We start from the raw sequence: 16,780 nt of genomic DNA, 5'->3' as shown, positions 1-16,780 counted from the left end.
GCGCGGGCAGGCGAGCCGCCTGCCCTACTGCACAGCCCCTGACCATCACCGGGACAGCCCACTAGCCCCCGCCCAGCAGCCCCGGCCAGACCGTTGTCAGCGCCAGTAGCACCGTCAGCCCGGTCATGATGACGACCGTGGTGATCGAGACGGCGTTGTAGAAGCGGTTGTTGCGGTACTCCCCCATGAGCCTGCGGTCGTTGATGAGGATGAGGATGAAGATCAGCACCGCCGGCAGCAGGATGCCGTTGAGGACCTGGGACAGGTACATGATGGTCAGCAGCGGCGCCCGTGGCAGCAGCACAATCCCCGCGCCGACGACGATCATGCCCGTGTACAGCGAGTAGAACTCCGGCGCCTCCGCGAAGCTGCGATTCACGCCCCGCTCCCAGCCCATCCCCTCGCACACCAGGTAGGTCGTGCTCAGCGGCAGGATCGAGGCCGCAAACAGCGAGGCGTTCAGCAGACCGAAGGCAAAGAGCCCGGCACAGTAGGGGCCGGCCAGCGGCCGGAGCGCCTGCGCCGCCGCCTCGACCGTCGTCACGTGCTGGCCGGAGTGGAAGATCGTGGCGGCGCAGGTGGCGACGATGAAGAAACAGGTGGCGACCGCCACGGCGCAGCCGACGACGACATCAATCACCGTGAACCTGTAGTCCCGGGCGCGGATGCCCTTGTCCACGACGGAGGCTTGCTGGTAGAACTGCATCCAGGGGGCGATGGTGGTGCCGACGATGCCGATCGCCATCATGATCGTGGGGCCGTCGAAGGTGAGCGTCGGGTGGATGATCTGCCGGCCCATCTCCGCCCAGTCCGGCCGGGCCATGAAGCCCGACAGGATATACGAGACGTAGAACGTGCAGGCCACCAGGAAGACCTTCTCAACCCTCCGGTACGACCCCTTGACGACGATGAACCACACCGCGATCCCGGCCAGGGGCACGGCGATGTAGCGCGACAGGCCGAAGATCTCGGACGCCGAGGCGACGCCGGCGAATTCGGCCATGGTGTTCGTCAGGTTGCTCAGCGCCACCCCCAGCATGACCCAGAAGGTCAGGCGCAGGCCGAAACGCTCGCGGATCAAGTCCGAGAGACCCTTGCCGGTGATGGCGCCCATGCGGGCGCACATCTCCTGGATGATGACGAGAGCGACGGTGACGGGGATCAGGACCCACAGCAGGCGGTAGCCGAAGTTGCCCCCGGCCAGCGAGTACGTGGTGATGCCGCCGGCGTCATTGTCCACGTTGGCGGTGATGATGCCGGGCCCGATGATCGCCAGCAGCAGCGCCACCGAGGCCCAGCGCGACTTGAGGCGGCGGGCGATGAGCTTCATGAGCGTGGGCCGGGCGGTGCGGGATGAGCCGCCCGTTCGGACGGCGCGACGCTGTGGCCGAAGACCTTGGGAATGCGCTTCTTCCAGGCGGTCGGCACGACGGCGTCAATGGCGTCATCCACCGTGACCATGCCCAGCAGGCGGTTGTCATCATCCACCACCGGCACGGCCAGGAGGTTGTAGTGGGCCACGGTGTGAGCGATGTCCTGCTGGTCGGTGTCCACGTGGACGCGGACGACGTTGCGCTCCATGGTCTCGCCGACAGTCGCGTCCCCGGACGCGATGATGAGGTCGCGCAGCGACATCACGCCCGTCAGATGGTCGTGCTCATCCAGGACATAGACATAGTAGACGATCTCGATCTCCTGGGCCTCCTCGCGCAGCTTCCGCATGGCCTCGCGCACCGTCATGCTCTCCTGCACGGCCACGTACTCCAGGGTCATCAGGCCACCGGCGGAGTCGGGATGGTAGCGCATGAGGGTTCGCAGGTCGGCGGCTTCCTCGGGCTCCATCAACTCGAGGATCTTCGCGGCGCGCTCCTCGGACAGGTCGGCCAGCAGGTCCGCGCCGGCGTCGGGCTCCATCTCCTCGATGATGTCGCTGGCCTGCTCGTCGGTCAGCTCGTTGACAACGGATACCTGCAGGTCCGGCTCCATCTCCTGCAGGGCATCGGCGGCGACGTCCTCGTCAATGCCGCCCAGCAGGGCCGCGCGCTCGGGGGCGCGCAGGGCCTCGGCGATGTCGGCCAGGTCGGCCGGTTGCATCGTGCGCAGGGCCTCGCGGCTCTCGTCCACATGCAGTTCGTCGCCCTCGTGCGGGAGCTGGACATGCTCCCAGGCGATCAGGCGCTCGGGCAGGCGGATGTGCAGCAGGCGACACACGCCGAGGGTGAAGTGCTCCCAGTTCATGCGGCGCAGCAAGCCGCGTGTGCCCACATCCACGTGCGTCAGCAGCACGTCATTGCCGATGCCGCCGAACTTCAGGTCATTGACCCGCACGACGCGCTGGCCGGAGATGTCCACAATCTGTCGGTCCAGGATGCGATCGGCGACGCTGACTTCGTTGTCGTCAATGTCGTAGCGGGGGAGGTGATCCAGCGCGCCGGCCAGGCGGAAGCCCTCATAGGAGGCGGAGCGGATCAAGTGCCAGGGCAGGATGAGCCGCTCGCCGCCGTGCGGGGGCTGCACGACGACCTTGGTCACGACCGGATAGCGCTCACGGGGCTCGATGACCAGGTCCACGATGCGCCCGAGGGGCTTGCCCTGGGCGTCATAGAGCACCTCGCGGACCAGGCCGGCGAAGTAGGCTTCGGCGAAGAAGACCATGGTCGTCCTCCTTTCAGCCGCGACGACGGTTCCGACCCCGTGCCGGCCGGCGATGGTGCCGGGACGTCCGGGTGCGAAGCCGCAATCTGTCAGAGAGCGGGGGCCTACCGCGGCCAGAGGAGCCGGGGGACAGCGAAAGGCCCACCTCGGATTCACCGGGGTGGGCCACAGGGGTACAGCATGAAGGCAGGCGGTGCTACGCGAGCACCAGGCCTACCTCCCTGCGGGGGGAACTCCGATGAATCCGCACGACAGCGCGTCTAGCGGGTTCTAGATTGGTACTGCCAGGTAATGAGTCCATAAGTCCTTTGGGCGCTGCCCGGGCGTAACAGCGATGCGCGCGGGCGGTCCTTCCCTGCCGCAGACCCCGCCCCTACGACCCACAGTCGCAGAGGTCCCCGGGGGGCGGCGACGGCATTCTACTCTCCCTCTGCAACGTCGTCAATCCGCTTTCTGTTCCGCCGCGGTCTCGTGCATCATGTCCTTCAATGCCGGGTAGGTCCGGACGTAGCGGTCGAACTGGGCGTCGTAGAAGTCCTTCGTGCTCGGGTCCGGGGGAATCTCGCGGGAGACCTTCACCATGGCGTCGGCGGCCTCGACGAGGCTGCCGAAGAAACCGGCCCCGGTGGCGGCGAGGATCGCTGTACCCACCGCCGTGGCTTCGGGCTCCTCGGTCAGGTAGATCGGCACGCCCGAGGCGTCGGCGTGGATCTGCAGCCACAGGGCGCTGCGCGTGCCGCCGCCGCAGGCATACACGCCGTCGGGCGCAAAGCCGGCGGCCCGCAGGTCCTCCTGGATGTGCCGGCTGCCCATGGCCGTGCCCTCGTAGACGGCGCGCAGCAGGTGGCCGATCCCGTGCTTGAGGCTCAGGCCCCAGACGGCGCCCCGGGCCAGCGGATCGCGGACCGGCGTGCGGTTCCCCTGCCAGTAGTCCAGCAGCGTCAGGCCCTCCGCGCCCGGCGGCACGGCCGCCGCCTTCTCATCCAGCACGGTGAAGCGGTCCACGCCCCTGTGCTCGGCCTCGACCTGCTCGCGGTAGCCGAAGTTGTCCGCGAGCCATGTCACGATAGCCCCGGTGGCGGTCTGCCCGCCTTCCAGCACCCATGTTCCCGGCAGCAGGGCGTCCGGGTACGGCCCCCAGACATGCGAGTCGAAGAGGCCCTCGGCACAGAGCGCCTCGTGGCAGGTGGAGGTGCCCATGACCAGCGCCATGCGGTTGGGGCGGACGACGCCCAGCCCCAGCATGCCGCAGTAGGCGTCAATGCCACCCTCGGCCACGGGGATGCCGGGCTTGAGGCCCAGCTCCTCGGCGGCGGTCCGCGTCAGCTCCCCGGCCAACTCGCCCATCGGCAGCACCGTGGTCGGCCACTTGTCCTTGATCTCGCTGAAGCCGAGTGCGTCCAGCAGGCTGTCGGGCCAGCCGCCCGCCGGGGCGGCGTAGTTCCACTTGGCCGTGACGTTGTTCAGCGAAGCGGCCCAGTTGCCCGTCAAGCGGTACATGAGCCAGTCCACGCCCTCGATGATCAGATCAGCCTGCTCGTAGACCGCAGGCTCGTTCTCGCGCAGCCACAGGGCCTTGGGGATCATCCACTCCGGCGACTCCTGCCAGCTCACGTACTTGAGGATCGGGTCCTTTGTGGCCGTGACGCGGCAGGCCTGGTCGTAGGCGCGCTGGTCCATCCACAGGATGACGGGGCGCAGGGGCGTGCTGTCGCGCTTGCAGGCGATGACGGTGCAGGCGGTGCCGTCCACGCTGATGCCGGCGATGTCGTCGCCGGTCAGGCCCGCGGCGGCCAGCGCCTCGGGGACGATCTGCTTGGCTGCCGCCCACCAGTCCTCGGCGTTCTGCTCCGCCCAGGACACATGGGGGAAGTCAATGGGATAGGCGCGCGTGGCCGAGGCGACAATCGCGCCGCTGAGGTCGGCGATGACCGCGCGCAGGCTCTGGGTGCCGGAGTCGAGACCGAGGACGTAGGGCATGGCGGGCTCCTGTGGGACGGGATTCGGGACTCGGGATTCGGGCACGGCTCGCTACCAGCCGCCGCCTCCGCCGCCGCCGCCACCACCCCCGCCGCCCCCTCCGCTGCCACTACTGCTGGGCGAGCTGGACAGGGTGGACGACATCGAGTTGAGCGTGCTGAAGAAGCCGTCGCTCATGCTCTGCAGGGACGGCAGGCTGAGACTGCTGCCGGTATCGCCGATGGTTCCGCCGCCCGAGTCGAACGATGACGAGGTGACATACCAGCCGGGACTGTGGACCTCGGTCGGTGCGCGCTCAAGCTGGTGGATGAGCCGCTGCTCGACCCCGAACGCGATGGCGTAGGGCAGGAACCGGTCCACGATCTCCTGGGCCCGGGCGATCTCGGCGTACTGGCGTACGTTCGCCAGGTACTCGCGGAAGGCCTGCCACCTGGCGCGCTCCTGGGCGCCCAGGACCGTTCGCGCCGGCATCAGGGGCACGAACGCGCCGACGATGATCGCCGAGAGCACGGCGGTAGTGATGGCCCCCGCGACGCTGACGAGGTGGAACAGGCCACCGGGGTTGAGGCCGGCGGCATACAGCGCCCCGATCACGGCGGCGATGACTGTCAGGGCGTTGCGGTTGCCCTGCGCGAGGGCGCACACGCAGCCGAAGGCGAGCAGGCCCGCCACCACCCGGATGACGACGTGCCAGGCGCCGGCAAAGACCGCCGGGTCCAGGTAGAACAGCGCCACGAGCGCGCCGGCGGCGAAGGCGTAGCCGGTGTAGGTGTCACGGGTCTGGTTGGGGCTGGTGCGGAAGAAGCCGTAGTCCACCGCCCGGTCATACATCTGCTTCTGCATCTCCTGCGCCGTGGTGTAGAGCTTGTCATGCAGTGACGAGAGCCAGATCGCCTGGCCGACATTCTCCGGCCCGGAGAAGCCCAGGCCGCGCAGCGCCGTCCACTCAAAGGTCTCGGCCTGTTCCGGCCAGGCCAGGAGCGTGACGGAGGTCTCGCGGGGCTTCACCTCCAGTTCCTGCACGCGCAGGTACCCCTGCGCAGCCAGGTCCATGATCGTGGCCACGACTTCCTTCATCCCCGCGCGTTCATCCACAAGCGTGCCGGCCATGGCGGGGGAGAGGGTCGAGGGTGGGTCGGTGACATGCGGCACCGTTCCCTCCACGTGCGGGTCCGCCCCGTGCTCGGCGTAGTGTACCAGCATGGTCAGGAAGAGGCCCAACAGTGTCAGCCCGAAGACGAGATGGACGAGGCCGCCGTTGAGCAGCCGTGTGGGGGAGAGACGCTGGGGCAGCCCGCACCGGGGGAAGCGCACCCGCACCTCCAGCGCCTCGCCGGGCGGCACTTGCAGAGCCCGGAAGGTGATACGGTTGTCCGGCCGCACCCTCAGGTCGCTGGTGGCGCCAAAGGCGTAGCAGAGGGCCTTGACATCGGCGTTCTGGGGCAGGGAGGAGGGCAGGCGGATGCTGACTGTCACCAGCTTCACATCCGCTACCCGGTCGGGGAAGATCGTCTTCCAGTACAGCTCCTCACCGCCGGCCGGATGGTCCAGGGCGCCGTGGACGTTGTACTGCAGGGCGAACTTGACGTGGGTGTTGTCGTAGGGAGGAGCGTCTTCTTCGCGGCTGCGCCACTTGACCTGGAGCTTGTCCCCGCAGCGCTGCACGACATAGCCCCCCTGGTGGGCGATGCTGCCCCGGCGATACTCCTGAGCCCCCTCGAACAGGCGGATGTCGCTGTAGTGGTCCACCCGGCTGAGGTCCAGGTCGCGGTAGCCGCCGTTCCACTCGCCGTCAAAGACGTACTCCTGGTCTTCGGTGACCTCCAGCACACCGTCTTGCCGGACGATAATGCGTACGTCAATCCGCTCCCAGTACAGGGAACGAGCCTGCACGCCGGCGGCCGGCAGGAGCAGGAGACACAGGAGGCCCAGGTGGCGGCACATGATGCCCTCCGAATGGGCGAGAGTGGGCGCGCGGTGAAGACCTTCGGGCGCATGATACACCAAGATGCGCACGGCGTCACCCGGTGCCCACACTACCACATTGACAAGGCCCTTGGGGCTTGACTATACTGCCCGATAGTGCCAAGATGGCCGCACGACCACCACAGCGCCGCGGCGCTGTCTTGCCGTATGTCGTTCCGGACGTCTGCACGCCGCCTGATCGTGGCATCGTGAACCGTTCGCGCCGTGGGATGCTCTGGCCACGCGCCGCGAACTGCCGAAGGAGACACCGCGCCCCATGGCACCACCCGCAGATGCCGGAGCCGCCCCCGTCGCGATCTCATCCATCTACTGTTCCGAGTGCGGACAGGAGAACCCGCCCCAGCGCGGGGCCTGCCTGATGTGCTTCGCCCCGCTACAGCCGGACGCGCACGAGCTGCCCTGCCCCAACTGTGGGACGGAAGGCCCGAAGGACGCCCGTTTCTGCCGCCAGTGTGGCAACCCCTTCAGCGCCGGCGCAACGCGCCCAAAGACGTTGACTGAGGTGGCGATGGGCGTGCTGCATGGTGGCGTGGCGGCACTGACGGCCGAGGAAGAGGGCGAGGAAGCTTACTACGAGGAGGAGTCCGGGTTCCTGGGTGGCGCGCCGGCGGAAGCAGTCGCTGCGGCGCCCCCGCCCGAGCCCGTTCCCCCGCCGCCAGCGCCCGCGGCCGTCGTCGAGGAAACCGATGACGCGATGGGCATGCCGCCCAGCGCGCTCGACGTGGTAGACGCCTTCGCTCCGCCTCCGCCCCCGCCGGCTCCGGAAGCGCCTCCGCCTCCGCCGCCGACACCGGCCCCCGAGGTGGACGAGGACTTCGCGCCGCCGCCTCCGCCGCCGGGGCTGGTCGAGGAAGAGGAAGCGGCGCCCCCGCCGCCCCCGCCGGGGCTCGAGGAAGAGGACCTGACCCCGCCGCCTCCGCCGCCGGCGCTGGAGGAGGAACCCGCGCCCGCCCCCGCAGCGCCCTCGGCGCCCGCGGGGCTGATAGACCCGCTGGCCCAGGCCAGCGCGGAAGCCGGCAATGATGAGGACTTCGGCGACTGGTCGCTCGAGGTCGAGGAGCCGAAGAAGGAGTAGGTGCGGCTCGACCGAAGGGGGAGTCCGCAGCCCGCGACGAGTATGCCTGATGTAGCCGCCAACCTGCGCCGGGTGCGAGACCGGATAGATGCCGCCGCCACCGAGGCCGGACGCGATCCGGCTGACGTGACGCTCCTGGCCGTCAGCAAGACCCGCGCCGCCGAGGAAGTGGCCCACGCCGCCGAGGCCGGCGCCAGTCATTTCGGCGAGAACTACGTACAAGAGCTGGTGGACAAGCAGCAGGCGCTGGCCGACAGCGGCCTGGACCTCCACTGGCACTTCATTGGTCATCTGCAGCGCAACAAGGTACGCTTCCTGGCGCCCTTCTGCGCCCTAATAGAGAGTGTGGACAGCGTCCGCCTCGCGGAGGAGATAGACGGCCGGGCGATCGGGCTGGGCCGAGTGCAGCCGGTGTTGCTGCAGGTGGACCTGGCGGGCGAGGAGACCAAGTTCGGCTGCCCGGAGGAGCAGGTGGGTGAGGTGGCAGAGCGCCTGGCGACGCTGCCGGGTGTGGCGTGGGAGGGGCTGATGACGATCCCGCCGGCGGCGGACGATCCCGAGGCCTCACGTCCGTACTACCGCCGGCTGCGCGAGCTGCGTGAGCAACTCGCCGCGCAGTACCCGGGACAGAACCTGCGGCATCTGTCCATGGGCATGTCGCATGACTACGCTGTTGCCGTAAGTGAAGGAGCCACGATCGTTCGCATAGGTACGGCCATATTCGGACCCCGCGCGTAGCCTGCGCGCGGCGCCCGCGACAACATGTTGACATCACGCACCAGCAGTTACAGCACACACCACAGCACTCGGGAGGAGTACGATGTCACTACTGCAGCAGGCCTTGGATTACCTGGGGTGGAAGACCGACGACCTGGACGGCGAAGAGGTTGATCCGGACGGATACGACGACCTGGGGGGCGTAGAGGACCACACGCCGGGGCATGACAGCGGCGTCATCCCCCTCCGCCATGAGCGCGCCGAGTTCGCCGGGGTCAGCATCGTGCGCGCCGATCCCGCGAACATGGACCAGGCGACGACCGTGGCCGACGAGATCAAGCGTCGGCGGCCCGTGCTGCTGAACCTGCAGGGCGCCGCGGAGCCCGAAGCCAAGCGCATCCGCGATTTCCTCGCCGGTGTCACCTATGGCCTCAATGGCTACATGCGGCGCATCGCCGACTGGGTCTTCATCTGCGCCCCCTTCGACATGCCGGTTGAGAAGCTGATGCTGGACGGCCCGCGCTCGAACGAAGCTCGCTACGAGAACGCGGACCGACGCTCCATCCAGGAGTTGTGACGAGGCGACACGTGACTGAAGCATACGAACTGGGCATCATTGGCGCCGGTGAGATGGGCGGCAACCTGGCCGCGGGTTTCGTGAGCAGTGGCTGCCTGGCCGCCGACAGGATCATCGTTAGCGACCTGCGGGATGACCTGCTGGAGGCCCACGCCCAACGCGGCCTGGCCACGACACACGACAACCAGCAGTTGGTCGAGCAGTCCCGCACGGTGCTGCTGGCGGTCAAGCCGCAGGTGCTCCCCCAGGTCGCGGCCGGGCTGCGCCTGCAGCCGGGGCAGTTCGTCATCTCCATCGCCGCCGGGGTACCGCTGGCGCGGTTGGGCGAGCTGTTGGGCGGAGAGCGGCCGATCATTCGCGTCATGCCCAACATCCTGGCTGCCGTCTCGGCAGCCGCCAGCGCCTATGCCGGCAACGAGTTCGCGACCGCCGAGCACCTCGACCTGGCCGACCGCCTACTCTCCTCCGTGGGCACAGCGGTGCGGGTCGAGGAGAAGCTGATGGACGCCGTGACGGGGCTGTCCGGCTCCGCACCGGCCTTCGTCGCGGCCTTCGCGGAGGCGCTGATTGACGGGGGCGTGGCGGCCGGGCTGCCGCGCCACCAGGCAGCGGCCTTGGCCGCGCAGACGATCAAGGGCGTCGGGCAGTGGCTGCTGGAGGTAGATCCTGGCCCGGCCCGCCTGAAGGACAAGGTGACCTCGCCGGGCGGCACAACCATTGCGGGGCTGCGCGCGTTGGAGCGCGGCGGGATGCGCAGCGCCGTCATCGAGGCTGTTGTGGCCGCCGCGGACCGCTCGCGAGAGCTGGGGAAGTAGGCACTGAGCGTGATCCGCATCAGCACCATGGTGGAGGGGCTGTTCTGGGCGTTTGAGGCGGTGCTGATCGCGCGCGTGCTGCTGAGCTGGCTGCGTCTGCGGCGGGGCACCGTGCTGGCCGACCGCGTGGCGCCCATGCTGTACGCGCTCACCGAGCCCGTGCTGGCGCCGGTGCGGCGGTGGCTTCGCCCCCACCTGGGGAACGCGCCCGTTGACTTCTCGCCCGTGCTGCTCATCTTGATGCTGAGCGTGGTTGAGACAGTCGTGGTGGCGGTCCTGCGGGCGGCAGGCCTGTAGCGGGGGGAGAAGATACTCCCATCATGTTGAGAAGTGTGCGCGAGTCTGGGGCAGCCACCCGGCTGACGGCGATCCTGCTGATGCTGGCGATCGCCGCGGCGCTGGTGCTCACCGGCAGCCGGGGCGGTCGCCTGCCGCAGAGCGACTGGTACGAGATCTCCCGACAGCGGATCCTCCAGGCCGACCTGATGTACCGGATGGGCATGTACCTGGACCTGGTCATGCCCCACGAGGAGCTGCCCGGTGTGGGGGGGCCCCGCCAGCTCAAGGAGAAGGCCATCGCCGACTATGAGCGCGAGGTGCTGGTGGGCCGGCCCAACCCGGTGGCCCTCTATCGCCTCGGCGTCATCTACGGTGACCGTGGCTACCTGGAGCAGGCGCGGCAGGCGCTGGTTCGGGCCGCGACGCTGGACGAGGAGCACGCCGGGCTGTTCTTCAGTCTCGCGGCGGTCTACACCCCCGGTCCCAGGCCCCGCCCCCTCGGTCCGCAGGCCATCACGCGGTTGCGCCACCAGGAGCAATGGCTGGCCGGCCTGGCGCTGGCGACCTACTACGACCGGCTCGGCGAAGCGCCGGCGGCGGCCGAGACGCGCGTGTGGGCGGCCGGACTCACCCGCCAGTTCGGCAACCGCCTGGTGCTGCTGCTGAGCGTCTATGGCGGGCTGGGCCTCATCGGGCTGATCATCCTGCTCGTCGCCACGATCCGCTGGGCCTTCTGGGTCCGTCAGGAGCCGCGCCCCGCCCGTCCCCCGCTGCTGGTCCCCTGGGAGCCCCTGGACGCTCTGGAGATCGTCGCGCTCCTGTATTTCGCCATGGCCGTGACCGGCGTGCTGGCCGGGCTGCTGCTGGCACGTGTGCTGCCTCATGCGCCGGACTATGTGCGCGTCGCGGTCATCGCCGTGCAGTACCTGCTGGCCACCGGCGGCGCGATGTATGTCATGTGGGCCCGCATCGCGGGCGCGAACCACCGCAAGCTGAGCATCCTGGGGCTGCGTCTGCGGCGGCCGGCGTGGCTCGCGGCCCACGGCATCGGCGGGTATGCCGTGCTGGTGGTGCTGCTGGTGCTGACGACGGTGATGCTGCCGGGCGGCAACCCCCTGGGCCTGGTGCCCGGTCAGACGGGCGAGCGCCTACTGTCGGGCGCGCACAGCGTGCCGGCGCGCGTGGGTCTGTTCGTCCTCATCTGCGTGCTGGCCCCGGTCATGGAGGAGACGATCTTCCGCGGGTTCGTCTTCCCGGGGCTGCGGAGGCGCATGACCATGAGCGGGGCGGTGACGATGAGTGCCCTGCTCTTCGCCCTGATGCACAACAGCCTCGCGGCGCTGGTGCCGATCACGCTGATCGGGATCGTGCTGGCCGTGCTGTACGAGCGCAACCTCTCCATCGTGCCCTCGATCATCTGCCACGCGCTGAACAACACCCTCGTGTTCTTCCTCATGTTGCTGACGGTGTGACGGCGGCGCCCCCCTGGCTTCCTCTGGCCGGGCGACGCATCTTGCTGTCTCCGCCACGGTTCCGTGTGGGCGAAGCAAGACTGGGGCTACTGCCGCGACTTCCGCGGCTGTGAGGGTGGCGCGAACGACGCGTGCCTGATCGGGGACAAGTGGACCGCACGCTTCCCTGGCCCCCTCGTCCCCACGCACTCCCGGCGCTGTCGGGAGCATTTTCCTTCCGCGCATGTGTTTGTGTCCCCGGGCAGGTGTGGCTATGCCATCATGTGAACTGAGCATTCGTGTCACGCCGCGGGCCGGACGCGACGAGTGCGTGGGCGAGCACGACGGGGCGATCAAGGTGAAGTTGGCCGCGGCACCCGTGAAGGGCGCGGCCAACAAGGCTCTGCTGGCGCTGCTGAGCAAGCGCCTGGGGGTGCCCAAGTGCGACCTGGAGATTGTCGGCGGGGAGACGGCGCGGCTCAAGCGCCTGCGCATCGAGGGGCTCACTGAGGCAGAAGCACGCCGACGACTGTTGGGAGAAATGTCGTGAAGGAAGTCCGTATCGAGCGCGTCTATCTGTACGACGACCCCGACAGCGCGGCGCTGGACGTGGATGCGCTGGCCCACTGGTTGGCGGCGCGTCTGCCACACGCCCATGTCGTCGTTCGCAGCGACTACCTGACCCACCAACTGGGGCGGTTCACCGACGAGCAGCGTGACACGCTGGTCGCGGAGCTGGGTGAGCAGCTGCCGCGGGCGGAAGTGGACAACCTGGTGCGGCCGGAGGAGCGGCAGATGCTGCCACCACTGGCGCCCCAGGAGCGCGGGCTCGATGTCGTGTACGAAGCCGTGGCGCTGCAGACACTCCTGGGGTTGCTCCTGGACCCGGCCGAGGCGAAGCTCTCGCACCTGCACATCATGTTCACCGCGAACTACGTGGGGGCCTGGCGGGAGAACGAGTCGCACCTGCGTCTGCGAGCGGCGGTGCTCGGGGCCCCGAACATCATCTCGAGCAGTGGGCTGGTCGAGGCCCTGGAGTTGCCCCGGCAGTACCACTTCATGCGCCAGCAACTGGCTGTCATGGGCATTGAGGAGACCGTGGACGACGCCTTCGCCGACCAGACGCTCGGCTATGGCGACCCGCGCCTGAACGAGGTCTGCAAGGGCTACCTGATGCAGGCAGTGTTCTACCGTCTCACCGGCGAGACGGGCTGTGTGGACCCGGCGTGCCGGCTGCACCTGGCGCCCACCCACCGGGCGACGATGCAGACCCAGGTGCTGGGCCGGCCCGGCCTTTGCGAGCATCACCGGCACGAGTTCAGCATCCGGGGTGGAGAGCCGGAGTAGCGCCCGGCGCCCGCCACTTCAGCGAGAGGTGTGACCATGCGCCAGACGATCGGGCTGTTTGTGGTTGTAGTCTTCCTGACTGCGGCCCTGTCGGGCTGCGGGTTCATCGCGAGCAGGCTGCCGCGCGTGCGGATCGAGCCGCCGCCGGCCCAGCAGCAGAAGCAGCCGTCCGAGCAGAGCACCACCGAGGCCAACGCGGCGCCGGACTCGGTCGCCGCCGGGGCCAGGGCAGGGGAGAAGGGCGAACCGGCCGACCCCGGCTCTGCGACCGAGACTGCGACGCCGACTGCCGACACGCAGCCTACGCCGCAGGCGCAGGACGAGACGCCCGTGGCCTCGAAGCCTGCCCCCGCGCCGAGTGCCCCCAGAGCCATGGGGTCCTCAGGCGGCGGGGCGCGCTACGTGCCGCTGGGGGCGAAGCGGGCCCTGACCACGGCCGACCTGTCCGGGCGCAGCGCCTGGGAACTGGACATCCTGCGCAACGAGATCTACGCGGCCCACGGGCGGCCCTTTGCGCGCGCGGACCTGCGCCGGTACTTCCGCAGCAAGTCCTGGTACCACGAAGACTCCGGCTTCACCGAGGCGCGTCTGTCGGCGCTGGAGAAGCGCAACGCCGACTTCATTGCCCGCTACCAGAAAGGCCGGGGCGTCACCTCCGGCTCGTCGGGGTCGGGCCGGCGGACGTCAGGCGGCTCGGGCGGGTTCGTCCTGCCCTTCTCGTCCTCGCGCGCGGTGACCTACAACGACCTGTACCCGCTAAGCAACTGGCAACTGGACGTTGCGCGCAATGAGATCTACGCGCGGCACGGTCGGCCCTTCAAGCGCGCCGATCTGCGCAACTACTTCCGCAGCAAGTCGTGGTACCACGAGGATCCCGGCTTCACCGAGGGGCGGCTGTCGGCACTGGAGAAGCGCAACGCGGAGCTGATTCGGCGGTACCAGCGGTAGCGCCCCATCAGGCCGCCCTATGGGAGCGCGGTTCTCCCGAGCCGCATCCGTCGCGAGGCGCGTGCGGCCCTGGAGAGCCGCGCTCCAACGGCGCACAGCCTCTGTTCCGCACAAAGGACTCCATGATGCGTTGGTGGCTCACAGTCGCAGCAGTGCTGGCCGTCGCGCTCGCCCCCGCGGCGCCCCAGAAGCCCCTGGCGGGCAAGGTGATCTGCCTGGATCCAGGGCACCCATCCGAGAACGGGTCGGGCGCACGCGGGAAGTCCATCGGCGAAGTGCGGGCCAACTGGCTCGTCGCGGTGCAGCTTAAGAAGCTGCTCCAGGACCGGGGCGCGAAGGTCGTCCTGACCAAGACGCGCGAGCAGGAGAACGTCACCAACCGCCGGCGGGCGACAATCGCCAACAACGCGAAGGCCGCGCTGATGGTGCGCTTGCATTGCGATTCGGGCGGAGGTGCCGGGCTGGCGATCTACTACCCGGACCGGCAGGGCAAGGTGCAGGGCGTATCCGGACCCAGCCGGCAGGTGATCACCGCCAGCGCCCGCGTGGCGAAGGCGATGTACCCGGTGATTGTCAGAGCGCTCGCGGGGCGAGTGAAGGCCAAGGGGCTGCGCACCGATGCTGCGACCTACGTCGGCAGCAGACAAGGGGGCGCGCTCACCGGCTCCATCTTCTCGCGTGTGCCGGTGGTGTGCATTGAGATGGTCACGCTGAGCCACCGCAGCGATGACAGCTTCATGGCCACCGAGAGTGGCCGGGCGGCCATGGCGAAGGCCATCGCGAGCGGCATAGTGGCCGGGCTGAAGTAGTGGCGTCGAGGGGGGAAAAAAGGGCGCTCAGGGCCGGCCGCGTGCGACGGGTACGTTGCGGCGCTAGGCCCTGAGCGTGTTGAGGGGCATCGCACTGCGGACAGGAGGGAGGGCCTGCCCGTGAGTGTCTGCGTCAGGCGACCCGGGCCGCCCTGGCCAGGGGCGGATTGTGCTCCCAGGCCGTGCGGACCACGTTCCGCCCGGCCCGCTTCGCTTCATACAGAGCTACATCGGCAGCGCGCAGCAGGGCCTGAATATCCCCGTACTCGTTGGGTTCCCACGCCGCCACACCCATGCTGATGGTGACAGTCACTTCCCCCTCGGCCACTCTCACCGGCTCAGACGCCACCGTCTCGCGCAGACGCTCGGCCAGGGCGCGGGCATTGCGCGGGCTGCACCCGCCGAGCACCACCAGGAACTCCTCCCCACCATACCGCCCGATGATGTCGTAAGGCCGCAGGGAGCCGATCAGGCGCGTACTGATCTCGCGCAGTGCCGCATCGCCCATCAGGTGGCCATAGGTGTCGTTGACGCTCTTGAAGCGATCCACGTCCACCATGATGACGGCGACCTGCCAGCCCTCGCGGCGGCTGCGCGCCACCTCGCGTTCGAGCATGCCCAGCACTTCGCCGCGGTTCCACGTCCCGGTGAGAGCGTCGTGGGTGGACTTGTACGTCAGGGCCTGGCGGGACTCGCGGAAGTCGTTGTGCAACGCCACGATGTGCTCAGCCGCGCGCAGGCGCAACCGGAGTGTGCAGGGGTCCAGGGGGCGGGGCAGGACGTCGTCCGCGCCGGCATCCAGGGCCGCCAGCAGCTCATCCCCGCCCTGCCCGGCGCCCATGGCGATCACGTAGGCGTAAGGGGCGTCCTGGCGGTCGCGCAGCCGCGCGCACAGCGTCACGACGCTGAGGTCCGACAGACTCCAGTCCAGGAGCGCCAACGCGGGGGGCTGGGCGACATTGAGCAGCCGCCAGGCCTCGGCCCCCGAGCCGGCGGCGACAGCCTCGTGGCCCAGCTCACGCAGCAGTTTGGCTACAGCCCGGCGGGTCAGGTCACTGGGAGCGGCTACGAGCACTTGCAACAGGGACGCCTCCACACCTTGTCTGCGGGAATGCGGGTCCGAACACCACCTATATCGGGCCGGGGCACCTGAACTTGAGGAGGCACAGCAGGGAGCGACGGGGTGATCAGTGGCCTCGGCGCAAAGACTAGCGTTTCTCTATACTCCCAAACATGGTATCATAGTACCGGATGTGTCCCAATCCCGGAAAGGATGAGCTACCATGCGTCGGGGCTTCACCCTCATTGAGTTGCTGGTCGTCATCGCCATCATTGCCATTCTCGCCGCGATCCTGTTTCCCGTGTTCGCCAAAGCCCGCGAGAAAGCCAGACAGGCCAGTTGTTTGAGCAACACCAAGCAGTTGGCCCTGGCCATCATGCAGTACGCTCAGGACTTCGACGAGGTCTATCCGCCTGCGTACTGCGTCCTCCCGACAGTCGTGTGGCCGCAGTTGCTCCAGCCCTACGCCAAGAGCACTCAGATCACGTCGTGCCCCAGTGACAAGGACCCCTGGTACGGCCTCACCAACTGGCCGATCAGCTACATCCCCAACTACAACATGCACCCGCCGCTGGACTATGTGGGGGCGGCCGGCGTGCCGCTGGCCAAAGTGCAGCGGCCTGCCGAGATCATCACCATGGCCGAGAACGCCGACGGGGCGGCCACGAACCTGATGCCGGACTGCCAGTACGCCTGGGGCACCTCAGGTCCGTCGGCCAGCACCGGCTTCAACCCGTGGGCTCGCGTGTCACTGGGGCGCCACAACGAGGGGTCGAACTACTCCTTCGCTGACGGTCACGCCAAGTGGCTGAAGGCCGGCGAGGCCAAGAACACGGCGGTCCACTGGAATCTGCCGTAGAACCAGCGCGGCTCGACGCGACAGGACGAGCGTCCGCCCTGGCCAGGCGCCACGGGCGGCGCAGCGGGGGGAATGGCAGTCGCGGGGCGTAGGAGATACATGGCGGCCAGCCAACGCCGCGGCGCGGGTCATGCACTCTGACCGCTGCGCGGCCCTGGGCTGGCCGCCGGGTTGTCTACGAGGTCGGTCCGGGCACTCGGCAGGGGCCCGGCCATGGGGGGA

The 16,780-nt window shown here is 68.8% G+C and carries 16 protein-coding genes; 11 read left to right on the top strand and 5 right to left on the bottom strand.

Annotated elements, in window-relative coordinates; all coding sequences use genetic code 11:
• Positions 1-61: 61 nt before the first annotated feature.
• The 4 genes from LLH23_09115 to LLH23_09100 form a co-directional block, all read right to left on the bottom strand.
• Complete coding sequence (locus LLH23_09115; protein ID MCE5238639.1) at positions 62-1,330, bottom strand: Nramp family divalent metal transporter; 1,269 nt, start codon at positions 1,328-1,330, stop codon at positions 62-64.
• A complete protein-coding gene (locus tag LLH23_09110) occupies positions 1,327-2,655 on the bottom strand; it encodes a CBS domain-containing protein (protein ID MCE5238638.1) in 1,329 nt (442 codons plus the stop codon). Before LLH23_09110 ends, LLH23_09115 begins: the two co-directional genes overlap by 4 nt.
• Before the next feature lie 441 nt (positions 2,656-3,096).
• Positions 3,097-4,635, bottom strand: coding sequence for a hypothetical protein (locus LLH23_09105; GenBank protein ID MCE5238637.1), 1,539 nt, complete (start codon positions 4,633-4,635; stop codon positions 3,097-3,099).
• 51 nt (positions 4,636-4,686) lie between these two features.
• Positions 4,687-6,579, bottom strand: coding sequence for a DUF2207 domain-containing protein (locus LLH23_09100; protein ID MCE5238636.1), 1,893 nt, complete (start codon positions 6,577-6,579; stop codon positions 4,687-4,689).
• A 298-nt stretch (positions 6,580-6,877) separates the two neighbouring features.
• Between LLH23_09100 and LLH23_09095 the strand changes: the two genes are divergently transcribed.
• The 10 genes from LLH23_09095 to LLH23_09050 all read left to right on the top strand — a co-directional run bounded on the left by LLH23_09095 (position 6,878) and on the right by LLH23_09050 (position 14,639).
• A complete protein-coding gene (locus LLH23_09095; GenBank protein MCE5238635.1) occupies positions 6,878-7,696 on the top strand; it encodes a zinc ribbon domain-containing protein in 819 nt (272 codons plus the stop codon).
• 42 nt (positions 7,697-7,738) lie between these two features.
• On the top strand, positions 7,739-8,434 hold the full coding sequence (locus LLH23_09090) for a YggS family pyridoxal phosphate-dependent enzyme (GenBank protein MCE5238634.1): 696 nt from the start codon (positions 7,739-7,741) through the stop codon (positions 8,432-8,434).
• A gap of 82 nt (positions 8,435-8,516) precedes the next feature.
• Positions 8,517-8,990 carry a cell division protein SepF gene (locus LLH23_09085; GenBank protein ID MCE5238633.1) on the top strand — a complete coding sequence of 158 codons (474 nt, stop codon included), beginning with the start codon at positions 8,517-8,519 and terminating at the stop codon, positions 8,988-8,990.
• Positions 8,991-9,001: 11 nt separating this feature from the next.
• Complete coding sequence (proC, locus tag LLH23_09080; protein MCE5238632.1) at positions 9,002-9,805, top strand: pyrroline-5-carboxylate reductase; 804 nt, start codon at positions 9,002-9,004, stop codon at positions 9,803-9,805.
• Between the two features lie 9 nt (positions 9,806-9,814).
• Positions 9,815-10,102 carry a YggT family protein gene (locus LLH23_09075; protein ID MCE5238631.1) on the top strand — a complete coding sequence of 96 codons (288 nt, stop codon included), beginning with the start codon at positions 9,815-9,817 and terminating at the stop codon, positions 10,100-10,102.
• Positions 10,103-10,125: 23 nt separating this feature from the next.
• On the top strand, positions 10,126-11,556 hold the full coding sequence (locus LLH23_09070) for a CPBP family intramembrane metalloprotease (GenBank protein MCE5238630.1): 1,431 nt from the start codon (positions 10,126-10,128) through the stop codon (positions 11,554-11,556).
• Between the two features lie 253 nt (positions 11,557-11,809).
• Positions 11,810-12,085 carry a DUF167 domain-containing protein gene (locus tag LLH23_09065; GenBank protein ID MCE5238629.1) on the top strand — a complete coding sequence of 92 codons (276 nt, stop codon included), beginning with the start codon at positions 11,810-11,812 and terminating at the stop codon, positions 12,083-12,085.
• Positions 12,082-12,882, top strand: coding sequence for a hypothetical protein (locus LLH23_09060; protein ID MCE5238628.1), 801 nt, complete (start codon positions 12,082-12,084; stop codon positions 12,880-12,882). The genes LLH23_09065 and LLH23_09060 overlap by 4 nt, the downstream gene beginning before the upstream one ends.
• Before the next feature lie 36 nt (positions 12,883-12,918).
• Complete coding sequence (locus LLH23_09055) at positions 12,919-13,830, top strand: YARHG domain-containing protein (protein ID MCE5238627.1); 912 nt, start codon at positions 12,919-12,921, stop codon at positions 13,828-13,830.
• 125 nt (positions 13,831-13,955) lie between these two features.
• The gene (locus LLH23_09050; protein MCE5238626.1) at positions 13,956-14,639 is read left to right on the top strand and encodes an N-acetylmuramoyl-L-alanine amidase; all 684 of its coding nucleotides are present in this window, start codon (positions 13,956-13,958) and stop codon (positions 14,637-14,639) included.
• Between the two features lie 133 nt (positions 14,640-14,772).
• Here the strand turns inward: LLH23_09050 and LLH23_09045 are convergent, their stop codons facing one another.
• The gene (locus LLH23_09045; protein ID MCE5238625.1) at positions 14,773-15,714 is read right to left on the bottom strand and encodes a diguanylate cyclase; all 942 of its coding nucleotides are present in this window, start codon (positions 15,712-15,714) and stop codon (positions 14,773-14,775) included.
• 208 nt (positions 15,715-15,922) lie between these two features.
• On the opposite strand from LLH23_09045, the gene LLH23_09040 reads away from it, so the two are divergent.
• The gene (locus LLH23_09040; GenBank protein ID MCE5238624.1) at positions 15,923-16,558 is read left to right on the top strand and encodes a prepilin-type N-terminal cleavage/methylation domain-containing protein; all 636 of its coding nucleotides are present in this window, start codon (positions 15,923-15,925) and stop codon (positions 16,556-16,558) included.
• The last annotated feature ends 222 nt before the right edge of the window (positions 16,559-16,780 follow it).

The organism is bacterium (assembly GCA_021372615.1).
Lineage (GTDB): Bacteria > Armatimonadota > Zipacnadia > Zipacnadales > UBA11051 > JAJFUB01.
The sequence above is the reverse complement of the archived record's forward strand: the minus strand, read 5'-3'. Positions and strand labels throughout refer to the sequence as shown.